We start from the raw sequence: 12,612 nt of genomic DNA on the forward strand, positions 1-12,612 counted from the left end.
CTATTCGGCGGCGGCTTGGCCCAGCGTGGCGTTCAGCAGCGCGGCAAGTTCGGGGCGGCAGGAGCCGCAGTTGGAGCCGGCCTGAAGGGCGGTGCCGATCTCGTCCACGCTGAGCAGGTTCTGTTGGGTGATGGCGGCGATGATGGTGTTCACCCCGACATTGAAACAGGCGCAGACCGTGGCGCCGGGATCGGGCTGGTCCTGACCCGGGCGGCCCGCGAGGGCGGCGGCGCCGGGGGTGCCCAGCAGGGCCGATATATGGGCGCGCGCCACGGCGACGGGTTCGGGCGCGGTATAAAGCGCGCCGATCAGGGCGCCGTTGTCGTGCAGGGCGATGCGGGTTGTGGATTTCGCAGGATCGATGACGCTGGAGACCTGCGCGCCGGGTGCGTCAAAGAGGGCGCGGGCAAAATCCTCCCAGTTGTCGGGCGTTTGCAAACCGGCCAGTTCGCTGCGCCAGCCGGAACTGTGGCGGGCGTTGGCCCAGTAATCGGTTTTTGGCGCGAGCGGTGTGGAGGAGACCGCGAACCCATACCATTCGGGTGCGTATGGCGCGATCGAGACCATGGCCGATTTACTGTCGGGCTGGCCCGAGACCGGATCGGTGCGGGGGGGGACCAGTGTGCCTATGCGTCCTGCCGAGGCGGTTTCGGATGTCCAGTGGATCGGGGCAAAGACGGTGCCGGGGCGCAGTCGGTCGGTGATCAGAACACGCAGGACGGCATGGCCGTGCTGGTTCGAAACCCGGGCAAGTTCGGCGGGTTTCAGGCCAAGGGCGAGCGCGTCTTCGGGGTGGATTTCCAGAAAGGGCTCGCCATAGTGCTGGTTGAGCCGGGGCGCGCGGGCGGTGCGGGTCATGGTGTGCCACTGATCGCGGATACGGCCGGTGTTGAGGCGAAAGCGGTGGGGTGGGGTGCGGACGGAAGGGGCCTGTTCCACAGCCAGCATGTTGGCGCGTCCCGACGCGGTAAAGAAGCGCCCGTCGCCGAACAGGCGGTCGGCGGGTTTGTTGCGGGCGCTGACGGGCCAGCGTATGGGGCGCAGGGCATCGTATTCCGTATTGGACAGGTCCGCGAGGCCGGAGATGTCAAAATCCTTGCCCTGCGCGGCGGCCAGGCCGGAAAGGGCGGCGTATTCGCGGAAGATCTCGGCGGGGCAGGAATAATCGAACGCGGCCTGCCAGCCCATGCGGCGACCGATTTCGGTGATGATGTCCCAATCGTGGCGCGCCTGGCCTGGGGCGGGCAGGACGCTGCGCTGGCGCGAGATCGTGCGGTCTGAATTGGTGACGGTTCCGTCCTTTTCGCCCCAGCCGGTGGCGGGCAGCACCACGTCGGCAAGGCGCGCGGTGTCGGTGGTGCCGGTGAGGTCGGAGACCACGGCAAAGTCACAGCCCGCGATGGCATCACGCACGGCATCGGCATCCGGCATGGACACGGCAGGATTGGTGCACATGATCCAAAGCGCCTTGATCCGGCCATCGGCCACGGCGCGGAACATGTCCACCGCCTTCAGCCCGGGCCGTTCGGGCATGGCGGGGGCGGACCAAAAGCCACCGACAAGGGCGCGGTGATCGGGGTTTTCGATATCCAGGTGGCAGGCGAGCATATTGGCCAGCCCGCCCACCTCGCGCCCGCCCATGGCGTTGGGTTGGCCAGTGACAGAGAACGGTCCCATGCCGGGCTGGCCGATGCGGCCCGTGGCAAGGTGGCAGTTCAGGATCGCGTTCACCTTGTCCGAGCCCTGAGCGGATTGGTTCACACCCTGGGAAAAGACAGTGACAACCTTTTCCGTGCGCACCCAGAGGTTCAGGAAATGCATCAACTGGTCGTCGGGAAGGCCGGTTTCGGCGGTGTCTGTGGAACTGGCGGTATCAAGGGCTTCGCGCAGGCCGGACACGTGGTTGGAAACGAAATCCGCGTCCACGGCGCCTTGTTGGTGGATCTCCGCGAGCAGGCGGTTGAACAGGGCCACGTCGGTGCCGGGGGCGATTGCAAGGTGCAGATCGGCGATGTCGGTGGTGGCGGTGCGGCGCGGGTCGATGACCACGATGCGCATGTTGGGACGGGTCTTTTTGGCGGCCGCGATGCGTTGATAAAGAACCGGGTGGCACCAGGCCAGGTTGGACCCGACCAGCACGACCAGATCGGCCAGTTCCAGATCTTCGTAGGTGCCGGGCACCGTGTCGGTGCCGAAGGCGCGTTTGTGGCCAGCGACGGTGGAAGCCATGCAGAGGCGCGAGTTGGTGTCGATGTTGGCCGATCCGATGAAGCCCTTCATCAGCTTGTTGGCGACGTAGTAATCCTCGGTCAGAAGCTGGCCCGAAACATAGAAGGCCACCGAGTCCGGCCCATGCATGGCGATGGTGTCGGAGAACCGGGTGGCGACCAGATCGAGCGCCTCGTCCCAGCTTGCGGAACGGTTGGCGATCTGCGGCGTGAGAAGACGACCGTCGGTATCGACGGTCTCGCCGAGCGCCGACCCCTTGGAGCAGAGCCGGCCGAGATTGGCCGGATGGGCCGGATCGCCCTTGATCGCCAGCCCGCCCGCGCCGTCCGGGGCGGCCAGAACGCCGCAACCGGTGCCGCAATAGGGGCAGGTGGTGCAGGTCGCGTTGGCGGGGGTCAGATCAAGGTCTTTCATCAGGCGGCGGCCTCGGTCGCGAGGTGGGTTCCGTCCAGCATGACCCGCCCATCAAGGATGCGGGTGGGGTAGGTGGCGATCTGGCCGTCATCGGCGCCCTGGGCCTCGCCGGTCTCAAGGCTGAAAACCCAGTTGTGCAGCGGACAAGTTACCTTGCGCCCGTGCACGATGCCTTCGGAGAGGGGGCCGCCCTTGTGCGGGCAGCGGTCCGAAGTGGCGAACACTTCGTTGTCGTCGGTGCGGAACACGGCGACACAGCCCAGTTCGGTTTTCACGATACGCGCGCCGCGCAGGGGGATGTCGGTGATGGCGCCAATGTCGATCCAGCTCATTCTGCGGCCTCCAGTGTCAGGTTGGCGATAGGGTGATAGGTGGCCGCCTTTTCGCGGGCGTGTTCGGCCCATGGGTCGGTGCGATAGACGGATTGGGAGATCTCGAACCGGTCGGCCAGCGCCTTGCGGTTTTTCAGATCGTCGACGATCTGTTCCCTGACCCAGTCGAGACCCACCTTGGCGACCCATTTGAAAACGCGGTCAAGGTATTTGGCATTTTCGCGGTAGATCTGGGTCATGGCCGAGATCACTTCGATGGCGTCTTCCTCGGTGGCGACCTTGCACAGCAATTCGGTTTCCTTGACCTCCATGCCAGCCGCGCCGGCGATGGAAATCTCGTAGCCCGAGTCGACACAGATCACGCCGATATCCTTGCAGGTGGCCTCGGCGCAGTTGCGCGGACAGCCCGAGACCCCGAGCTTGAGTTTGTGCGGTGTCCACGACCCCCAGAGGTGTTTTTCCAGCTTGATGCCAAGCCCGGTGCTGTCTTGTGTCCCAAAACGGCAATGGTCCGCGCCAACACAGGTTTTTACCGTGCGCAGGCCCTTGGAATAGGCGTGGCCCGAGACCAGCCCGGCCTGGTTGAGATCGTACCAGATGGCGGGCAGGTCTTCTTTCCTGACGCCAAGAAGGTCGATGCGCTGACCGCCTGTGACCTTGACGGTGGGCACGGCGTATTTGTCGGCGGCATCGGCAATGGCGCGCAGTTCTTCGGGGGTGGTGATGCCGCCCCACATGCGCGGCACGACGGAATAGGTGCCGTCTTTCTGGATATTGGCGTGGTTGCGTTCGTTGACAAAACGCGATTGCGGATCGTCGGCATAGTCCAGCGGCCAGTCGGCCAGCAGGTAGTAATTGATCGCCGGGCGGCAGACATGGCAACCGTTGGGCGTGCTCCAGCCGAGTTCCTGCCAGACGGCGGGCTGGGATTTCAGTGCGCGGGATTTGATCAGGCGGCGCACGTCCTCGTGGCTCAGGTCGGTGCAGCCACAGACCGAGGCGGCGGCGGGCATGACGAAATCGTCCCCCAGCGTGGTGGCGAGCACCTGTTCCACAAGCCCGGTGCAGGTGCCGCAGGAGGCGGATGCCTTTGTGGTGGCACGGATCGCGCCAAGGTCTGTGGCGCCGTTGTTGATGGCGTCGACGATCTGACCTTTGCAAACGCCGTTGCAGCCGCAGATTTCTGCGTCAGCCGGTAAGGCTGCAACGGCCGCCATAGGGTCCAGGGCGGCCCCCCCTTGGTAGGCGGGTCCAAAGATCAGGGTGTCGCGCATTTCGGATATGTCGGTGCCGTCTTTGATCAGGCCAAAGAACCAGTTGCCGTCTGCGGTGTCGCCATACATCACGGCGCCGATGAGGCGATTTTCCGCGATCACCAGGCGCTTGTAGACGCCGCGCGCCGGGTCGCGGAAGACGATGTCCTCGCGCCCCTCGGCTTCGGCAAAATCCCCGGCAGAGAACAGGTCACAGCCCGTGACCTTGAGCTTGGTCGAGACTTCCTTGTTCCTGAACGCCGCCTCTTCGCCGAGCAGGGTCTTGGCGAGCACCCTGGCCTGATCATAGAGAGGGGCGACGAGGCCGAAGATATTGCCGTCATGTTCGACACATTCGCCAAGGGCGAGGATGTTGGCATCGGAAGTGACCATCTGATCGTCGACATGGATGCCGCGACCGGTGGCGAGGCCCGCGTCAGCGGCCAGCGCGATGGCGGGGCGGATGCCGACGGCCATGACCAGCAGGTCACAGGGCAGTTCGGTGCCGTCATCCAGCAGCAGGGCCTTGACCTTGCCATTCTCGCCCAGAATTTCCCTGGAGTTGGCCGAGCATTTCACCGTGATGCCCTTGTCGACCAGTGCCTTGCGCAAGAGATACCCGGCGGCCTCGTCAAGCTGGCGCTCCATCAGGTGGCCCATGATATGCACAACGGTCACGTCGACGCCGCGCGCCTTGAGGCCCGCCGCCGCTTCGAGACCCAGAAGGCCGCCGCCGATGACAACCGCCCTGGCGCCGGGCCGGTCGCCAAGGGCGATCATGGCGTTGGTGTCTTCGAGGTCGCGGTAAGCGATCACGCCGTCAAGATCGTGGCCGGGAAGCGGGATGATAAAGGGGGCGGAGCCGGTTGCGATGATCAGCTTGTCATATTCCAGCACATCGCCGTTTTCCGCCGTGACCGTCCTGGCGGATTTGTCGATGGCGGTGATCTTTTCGCCAAAGCGGCAGGTGACGCCGTTTTCCTCGTACCATTCGGCGGTGTGGGTGACGATCTCGTCGAATGTCTTGTCGCCGGAGAGCACGGGGGACAGCATGATGCGGTTATAGGTGCCGCGCGGTTCGGCGTTGAACAGGGTGATGTTGTAAGCGTTGGGGGCGTGTTCCAGCAGGTGTTCGAGCGCGCGGCCCGAAGCCATGCCAGCCCCGACGATGATCAGTTTCTGTTTCATGGGGTTCACTCGGCTGCAATCGGCGCGGGGGCCGGGGTTTTGGGTGTGGGCTTGGCGCCGTGTTCATATTCCTCGAGAAAATCGAGAACTTCCTGGCGGAACTTGTAGTAGTCGGGATGTTCCAGCAGCGCCTTGCGGGTGCGCGGGCGGGGCAGATCGACATCGACGATCTTGCCGATGGTGGCCTGGGGGCCGTTGGTCATCATCACCACGCGATCGGCCAGCAGGATGGCTTCGTCCACGTCATGGGTGACGCAGACCGCCGTGACCTTGGTGCGGTCCCAGACTTCCATCAGCACCTCTTGCAGCTCCCAGCGGGTGAGGCTGTCGAGCATTCCGAAGGGTTCGTCCAGCAAGAGCAGTTTGGGCGAGAGGGCAAAGGCGCGGGCGATGCCGACGCGCTGTTTCATGCCGTTGGACATGGAATGCGCGGGGCGGTCCATCGCATCGCCCAGACCGACCCGTTCGAGGTAGTATTCGACCACGTCCTGGCGTTCGGCCTGGGAGGCGCGGGGATAGACCTTGTCCACGCCTATGGCGACGTTCTCCCTGGCTGAGAGCCATGGGAACAGGTTGGGCGACTGGAACACCACGGCGCGTTCGGGATCGGCGCCGACCACGCCGCGCCCGTCAAGATTGATGACGCCTTTGGAGATGTCGTTGAGGCCGGCTGCCATGGTGAGCACGGTGGATTTGCCGCAGCCCGAATGGCCGATCAGCGAGATGAACTCGCCCTTGTCCAGCTTGAGGTCGAAATCCTCGACCACGGTGAGCGGGCCTTTGGGGGTCGGGTAGATCTTGTGGAGTTGCGAAAACTCGAGATAGCGGTCGGTACGCTGGGATTGCGTGGCTTGCACGTCTGCCTGGGCCTTGGGCAGGTTGTGGATTGCGGTGACGTTGGGAAGCTCGCGCGCGGTATCCACCTTGGCCTTGATCCCGACATCCATCAGGTAGGTGGTGATTTCGGCGCGCAGCTTCTTGAAGCCGTCATGGTGGTTCATTTCCATCCGGTCGCGGGGGCGCGGGATGGTGACAGTGAACGCGTCGCCCAGGGTGCCGTCCGGGTTCAGCGCGATGATGCGGTCGGCGAGGATGATCGCCTCGTCCACGTCATTGGTGATCAGGACGCAGGTTTTCTTGTCGGCGTCCCAGATCGCCTCGATCTCGTCGGCGAGATTGGCGCGGGTGAGCGCGTCCAGCGCGGAGAGCGGCTCGTCGAGCAGGAGCATTTCGGGGTTCATGGCCAGCGCACGGGCGACATTGACCCGCTGGCGCATCCCGCCCGAAAGTTCGGCCGGGCGGCGCGTGGTGGCATGGGAGAGGCCGACCATGTCAACGTAATGGGCGACCTTCGCGGCCTTTTCGGCCCTGGGCATGTTCGGAAAGACCGAATCGAGCGCCAGCATGACGTTGCCGTTCACCGTGAGCCAGGGCATCAGCGAGTAGTTCTGGAAGATCACGCCGCGTTCCGGCCCCGGACCGGTGATCGGTGCGCCCTTGAAGGTGACGCTGCCTTTGGTTGGCTGTTCCAGACCCGCCATCAGGTTGATCAGCGTGGTCTTGCCCGAGCCGGAAAAGCCGAGCAGGACAAGGAATTCGCCTTCCTGCACATCGAGCGTGATGTCTTTCAGAACATGGGTGCGGGCGGTGCCCTCGCCGAAATCCTTGGATACGTTTTCGAACTTGAGAATGCTCATGTCGGATCACCGGTTCGAGGAGAAGGTAAAGAGCGACTGGATGGCATACATCAGGCGGTCCAGCAGGAAGCCGATGATGCCGATGGTGAGAACCGCCACCATGATCTTGGCCAGCGAGCTGGACGAGCCGTTCTGGAATTCATCCCAGACGAATTTGCCAAGACCGGGGTTCTGGGCCAGCATTTCGGCGGCGATCAGTACCATCCAGCCCACACCGAGGCTCAGGCGCAGGCCGGTGAAAATCAGCGGCAGGGCCGAGGGCAGAACCAGCTTTGTGATCTTGGTATAGGTGTTCATTTTCAAAACCTTGGAGACATTCACCAGATCCTTGTCGATGGAGGCGACCCCAAGCGAGGTGTTGATCAGCGTCGGCCAGAGCGAGCACAGCGTGACGGTGATGGCCGAGTTGAGGAAGGATTTGGAGAACAGCCCGTCATCGACCGTGTATGTGGCGGACACGATCATGGTGACAATCGGCAGCCACGCCAGCGGCGAGACCGGTTTGAAAATCTGGATCAGCGGGTTGATGGCGGCGCTGGCATAGGGCGACAGGCCGGCGAGGATGCCCAGCGGAATGGCGACAGCCGAGCCGATCAGGAAGCCGAAGAACACGGTTTTGATGGAGGTCCAGATCTGATCGTAATAGCTGGGCGCGCCGGTATAGGTGATCTGTTTCACCTTTTCGGGCTGACCGTTGTCGATGAATTTCTGGTTGCGCGCGTCGACCCGGTCATAGAATTTCTGCTCTTTCGTGGCCTTGGCCTGAGCGTCCTCGTGCAGGTTGACGGCTTCGGTCCAGACCTGGGAGGGGCCGGGTACGGCGCCCAGCGAGGTTTGCACCGTCGGGGCGAGGCTGGCCCACACAAACAGGAACAGGAGGATTGCCAGAACCGGCACACCGAGCAGGCGCCAGATTTCCCTGGCCTGCGCTTTGGGGTTGTCGCCGGCGGCGGCCTTGAGGATCGGGGTGATGAAGCTGAGGCCCAGAACCTGGAACCAGGTGTCGGCCTTGTTGATGCGGGTGAAGAGGCGCGCGCGGCGGGCTTCGCGTGCGTCATCGGCAAGGGCTTGGGGGTCTGTCGCGGTCATGGGTCAGGTCCTTGGGGGGCTGGCCGCTCCTCATGCCCTTGCGGGCTTTCCTCGCGAGGACGCCCGGTGGGGCGGAGGAGCGGCGCGTTGTGCGTTGCTTAGCCTTGGATCTCGGTGCCGATCACCTTCTGGTTGCCCTTCAGGCCGATGGGCAGGCTTTCGAGATAGGCGTTCGGGGCCTTGCCGTCATAGGCGATGCCGTCGATGATATCCGCCGCCGGGGTCGGGGCCTTGTAGCCATCGCTGTCCCAGGGGAAATCAGCCTCGTTGGCAAGACCTTCTTCGACCAGAAGCCGGGCGGCTTGCAGGTAGATTTCGGGCTTGTAGACCGACCTGGCGACTTCGTCATACCAGGTGTTCGGCTTGGCCTCGGCGATCTGGCCCCAGCGGCGCATCTGGGTCAGGTACCAGACGGCGTCCGAATAAAAGGGGTAGGTCGCGTTGTAGCGGAAGAACACGTTGAAATCGGGCACCTCGCGCACGTCGCCTTTTTCATACTCGAACGTGCCTGTCATCGAGGCGGCGATCACATCGGCATCGGCGCCCACATATTCCGGCTGGCTGAGCATTTCGACCGCCGCCATGCGATTGGCGTTGTCGTTTTCATCCAGCCACATCGCCGCGCGGATCAGCGCCTTGACCACGGCCAGCGTGGTGTTGGGGTTTTCCCGGGCAAATTCGTCGGTAATGCCGAACACTTTTTCGGGGTTGTTCTTCCAGAGTTCATAATCGGTGATCACCGGCACGCCGATGCCCTTGGCCACGGCCTGTTGGTTCCAGGGTTCGCCTACGCTGTAGCCATAGATTGTGCCGGCCTCCATCGTGGCGGGCATCTGCGGCGGCGGGGTGACGGAGAGCAGAACGTCGGCGCCGATCTGGCCGGTGATGTTTTCAGGGCTGTAATAGCCCGGTTCCAGCCCGCCGGCCGCCAGCCAGTAGCGCAGTTCGTAATTGTGGGTCGAAACCGGGAAGACCATGCCCATGTTGAAGGGTTTGCCTTCGGTCTTGTAGCTTTCGACCACCGGCGCGAGCGCGGCGGCGCTGATCGGGTGGATCGGCTTGCCCTCCGCGTCGAGCGGCACGTTGGGTTTCATCTGTTCCCAGATCTGGTTGGACACGGTGATGCCGTTGCCGTTCAGATCCATCGAGAAAGGGGTGACGATATGCGCCTTGGTGCCGAAGCCGATCGTGGCGGCCAGCGGCTGACCGGCGAGCATGTGGGCGCCGTCCAGCTGGCCGTCGATCACCCCGTCCAGAAGCACTTTCCAGTTGGCCTGGGCTTCGAGCGTGACAAAGAGACCTTCGTCATCGAAAAAGCCCTGTTCATAGGCCACAGCCAGCGGCGCCATGTCGGTCAGTTTGATGAAGCCGAAGGTCAGCTCGTCCTTTTCCAGGTCCAGGAGTTCGGCCATGGCCGGTGTCACCAGCATGGTGGTGGCCGCGAGGAGAGAGGCGATGCGTTTCATGGTGCATTATCCTTTTGATGTGCCCCGCCGAAGAGGAAAGGGGCGAAAAAAACAAGAAAGCCGCTGACCGGACCTGTGGATTTCACAGGCGGTCGAGCGGCTTTGCCCGGATGTCCCCGGCAGCGGGGAAGAGGAGATTTGCGAGGCGCCATTGCCCCGGCTTGAACTTATTTGGGCGCGGGGCGGGGCGGGGTGCAAGGATTCGCCGCGTGTTTTCCGGAAAAATTGCTGCACCGCCGCAATTCGCGCTGCGACTGCACAATTTTTGATCAGCCGGGCGATTGAGGGTCAAAAACCCGGCCATCGAAAAACGCATCCGGGCCCAGACTAAGCGTGCCGTTGTCCGACGCCACCGGGGTGGGGACGGCCAGTGCGCCTTCGAGTTTTTCGGAGGCGCCCGGCATATCGACCCCAAGCGGCGCGAGGTGCTGGCGATACAGGTCGGTGCGAAAGACGGCGGCGGCCTTGTCGGCGGCCCAGGCCGGATCAAGGCCGAGACGCCGCGCCATCCGGGAGCCGATCCAGGCGCCCTGGGATTTCCACGGGAAGGTGGCGGCCCCATCAAAGAAGGCGACCATGCGGGGAACATGACGCGCGGGGGCGTGGCGGGACAGGATCATGCGGCCGGTCAGGGCGCGTTCCAGGATTTCGGCGGGCAAGCCGAGATATTCCGGCCAGGCGAGAATGTCGGCGGCGGTCGAGCGTTTTGACGTATCGCCAAGCCAGCGGGCGGCCTTCCACACGGCGCGCATCAGGCGTCCGGTCAGATCCGGGTTGGCGGCGGTCCACCCGGCGCGGGCGGCAAGCACCTTTTCCGGGGCAAAGTTCCAGATTGCGGCGCCGGGCAGGAGCAGTTCGCCACCGCCGTTTTCCACCGTGATCGAGCCCCAGGGTTCGCCGACGCAGAAGGCGTCGATCTCGCCCGCCGCGATGGCGTCTGCCATGAGGGGCGGCGGGATGGTGCGGATGTCGAGAGACCGCGGATCGGTGTCGCCGTGCCCGCCCAGCCAGTAGTGCAGCAATTCGGTGTGCATGGAAAACGGGAACGGCACGCCGATCCGTAGCGGGCCGTCGATCGCGGCCAGGGCATTTCTGGCTGCTGTGGCGTTTGTGAAATCGGGTGTAAAGCCGGTGTCGTACAGGCGGGCGGCGACGGGGTTGGACAGCCCGATTACATTGCCGTTCACCGAAAGCACGGAAAGGGCATCGAGCGGCGTGGAAATGCCGCCAAGCCCCAGCGCCATGGCGACGGGAACCGGGGCAAGCATGTGGGCGGCCTCGATCTGGCCCAGTACAAGCCGGTCGCGCAGGGTGGACCAGGAGGGGCCGGATTGCAGGGTGAGACCGAGCCCTTCCTCCTCGGCAAAGCCCAACTCGCGGGCGACGATCAGCGGGGCGGCATCGACAAGCGGCATGAAGCCGACGGTGAGGGGCTGTATTCTCATGACAGCAGGTCCGCCGCCGTGACCAGGGCCTGGGCGACATCGGCGATTTTCCGGCCCTGGCTCATCGCGGTCTTGCGGATCAGGGCATAGGCCTCGTCCTCGGAGAGGTTGCGCGCGCGCATCAGGATGCCTTTGGCGCGGTCGATGATCTTGCGTTCTTCGAGCGCGCGCCGGGTGGCTGCCAGTTCGCTGCGCATCCGCGAGAACATGTGAAACCGGGCAATGGCGGCATCCATCACCGGCTGGATCCGGTCGGCGCGCAGCCCGTCCACCACATAGGCCGAGACCCCGGCCTCGATCGCGGCCTTGGTGATGCTGTCATCCGACCGGTCGACAAACATCGCCACCGGGCGTTCGAGCGGCGAGGAGGCGAGGGTGAGTTCCTCGATCACGTCGCGGGACGGGTTGGCGATGTCGACCAGCACGATATCGGGATTCATCTCTGCGACGGAACGGGCCAGCCCGGTATGCCCGGCAAGCACCTTGATATGGTGATCCCCGGTGGCGACGAGGCTATCGATGATCGCCTCGGCGCGGGTCTTGTCGGGTTCGACGATCAAAATGGTGAGTTGGCTGGGCACGGGCGTGGCGCGGTCCTGAATTGGGTGTTGGGACCGTGGTAGGCGCTGTGTTGGGACGCAGCCAGAGGGGAGGGCAATGCCGGGGGCGGCATCGCCTGCTTTTTGGGCAAATGATGGCGGATTGGTGAATTGTTGGGCGTGTCAGATACAGCGCCCGCCATCGACCTCCATCAGGGTGCCGGTGATCATGCTGGCCTCGTCCGAGCAGAGGAAGGCGGCGGCGTTGCCCATGTCCTCGGGTTGGGAAAAGCGGCCCAGGGGAATGGTGGCGAGGAATTTGGCGCGCATCTCGGGGGTGTCTTCGCCCATGAAGGATTTCAGCAGCGGAGTTTCTCCGGCGACCGGGTTGAGCGCGTTGACACGGATGCCGAAGGGGGCAAGTTCCACCGCCATGGTTCTTGTGGCGGTGTTCACCCAGCCCTTGGAGGCATTGTACCAGTTGAGATTGGGGCGCGGGGAGAGGCCGGCGGTGGAGGAGACATTGAGGATCGCGCCCGATGCGCGGGCCTTCATATGCGGGACGAGGGCGCGGGCCAGAAGGTAGATGGATTTGCAGTTCACCGAAAAGACCCGGTCGAAATCGTCTTCGGTGACGGTTTCCATCGGCGCGGGCAGGTGGGTGACGCCCGCGTTGTTCACGAGAATGTCGATATGGCCCCATTGGGCAAGGGCGCCGTCAATCATCGCCTGAACGCTGTCACTGTTGGCCACGTCCACGGTGCAGGGGGCGGCGTGTTCGTGTTCGGCGGCCTTGCGTTGCGCCGCGTCGGTGTTGATGTCGGCCACGATGACCCTGGCGCCTTCGGCGAGGAACTTGTCAACGATGCCGGCGCCGAAGCCCTGGGCGCCTCCGGTGACGATGGCCGTTTTGTTTGCAAGACGCATGGGCGTGGTCCTTTTTGGCTGGTGCGCCGGGGC

General features: G+C 64.0%; 9 protein-coding genes. All 9 read right to left on the reverse strand.

The window, feature by feature from the left end; all coding sequences use genetic code 11:
* Positions 1–2,643 (reverse strand): nitrate reductase, encoded by a 2,643-nt coding sequence (locus tag I3253_RS15160; RefSeq protein ID WP_197918723.1) that lies wholly within the window; start codon positions 2,641–2,643, stop codon positions 1–3.
* A complete protein-coding gene (gene nirD, locus I3253_RS15165; RefSeq protein ID WP_197918724.1) occupies positions 2,643–2,975 on the reverse strand; it encodes a nitrite reductase small subunit NirD in 333 nt (110 codons plus the stop codon). The genes I3253_RS15160 and nirD overlap by 1 nt, the downstream gene beginning before the upstream one ends.
* Positions 2,972–5,416, reverse strand: coding sequence for a nitrite reductase large subunit NirB (nirB, locus tag I3253_RS15170; RefSeq protein WP_197918725.1), 2,445 nt, complete (start codon positions 5,414–5,416; stop codon positions 2,972–2,974). Before nirB ends, nirD begins: the two co-directional genes overlap by 4 nt.
* A 5-nt stretch (positions 5,417–5,421) precedes the next feature.
* Positions 5,422–7,113: an ABC transporter ATP-binding protein gene (locus tag I3253_RS15175; RefSeq protein ID WP_197918726.1), complete on the reverse strand. Its 1,692-nt coding sequence runs from the start codon at positions 7,111–7,113 to the stop codon at positions 5,422–5,424.
* Between the two features lie 6 nt (positions 7,114–7,119).
* A complete protein-coding gene (locus I3253_RS15180; protein ID WP_197918727.1) occupies positions 7,120–8,202 on the reverse strand; it encodes an ABC transporter permease in 1,083 nt (360 codons plus the stop codon).
* 98 nt (positions 8,203–8,300) lie between these two features.
* The gene (locus I3253_RS15185) at positions 8,301–9,668 is read right to left on the reverse strand and encodes a CmpA/NrtA family ABC transporter substrate-binding protein (protein ID WP_197918728.1); all 1,368 of its coding nucleotides are present in this window, start codon (positions 9,666–9,668) and stop codon (positions 8,301–8,303) included.
* Positions 9,669–9,937: 269 nt separating this feature from the next.
* Positions 9,938–11,113 (reverse strand): ABC transporter substrate-binding protein, encoded by a 1,176-nt coding sequence (locus tag I3253_RS15190; protein ID WP_197918729.1) that lies wholly within the window; start codon positions 11,111–11,113, stop codon positions 9,938–9,940.
* Positions 11,110–11,694 (reverse strand): ANTAR domain-containing response regulator, encoded by a 585-nt coding sequence (locus I3253_RS15195; RefSeq protein ID WP_197918730.1) that lies wholly within the window; start codon positions 11,692–11,694, stop codon positions 11,110–11,112. The genes I3253_RS15190 and I3253_RS15195 overlap by 4 nt, the downstream gene beginning before the upstream one ends.
* Before the next feature lie 141 nt (positions 11,695–11,835).
* Positions 11,836–12,579, reverse strand: coding sequence for an SDR family oxidoreductase (locus I3253_RS15200; RefSeq protein WP_197918731.1), 744 nt, complete (start codon positions 12,577–12,579; stop codon positions 11,836–11,838).
* Positions 12,580–12,612: the final 33 nt, after the last annotated feature.

It is taken from the genome of Thiosulfatihalobacter marinus, from assembly GCF_016019955.1.
In the GTDB taxonomy this organism is placed as follows: domain Bacteria; phylum Pseudomonadota; class Alphaproteobacteria; order Rhodobacterales; family Rhodobacteraceae; genus Shimia; species Shimia marinus_A.

Coding starts and splice junctions, on each gene's coding strand:
- I3253_RS15200 (WP_197918731.1), bottom strand. CDS start 12,579: ATGCGTCTTGCAAACAAAACGGCCATCGTCACCGGAGGCGCCCAGGGC.
- I3253_RS15160 (WP_197918723.1), bottom strand. CDS start 2,643: ATGAAAGACCTTGATCTGACCCCCGCCAACGCGACCTGCACCACCTGC.
- I3253_RS15175 (WP_197918726.1), bottom strand. CDS start 7,113: ATGAGCATTCTCAAGTTCGAAAACGTATCCAAGGATTTCGGCGAGGGC.
- nirD (WP_197918724.1), bottom strand. CDS start 2,975: ATGAGCTGGATCGACATTGGCGCCATCACCGACATCCCCCTGCGCGGC.
- nirB (WP_197918725.1), bottom strand. CDS start 5,416: ATGAAACAGAAACTGATCATCGTCGGGGCTGGCATGGCTTCGGGCCGC.
- I3253_RS15180 (WP_197918727.1), bottom strand. CDS start 8,202: ATGACCGCGACAGACCCCCAAGCCCTTGCCGATGACGCACGCGAAGCC.
- I3253_RS15190 (WP_197918729.1), bottom strand. CDS start 11,113: ATGAGAATACAGCCCCTCACCGTCGGCTTCATGCCGCTTGTCGATGCC.
- I3253_RS15185 (WP_197918728.1), bottom strand. CDS start 9,668: ATGAAACGCATCGCCTCTCTCCTCGCGGCCACCACCATGCTGGTGACA.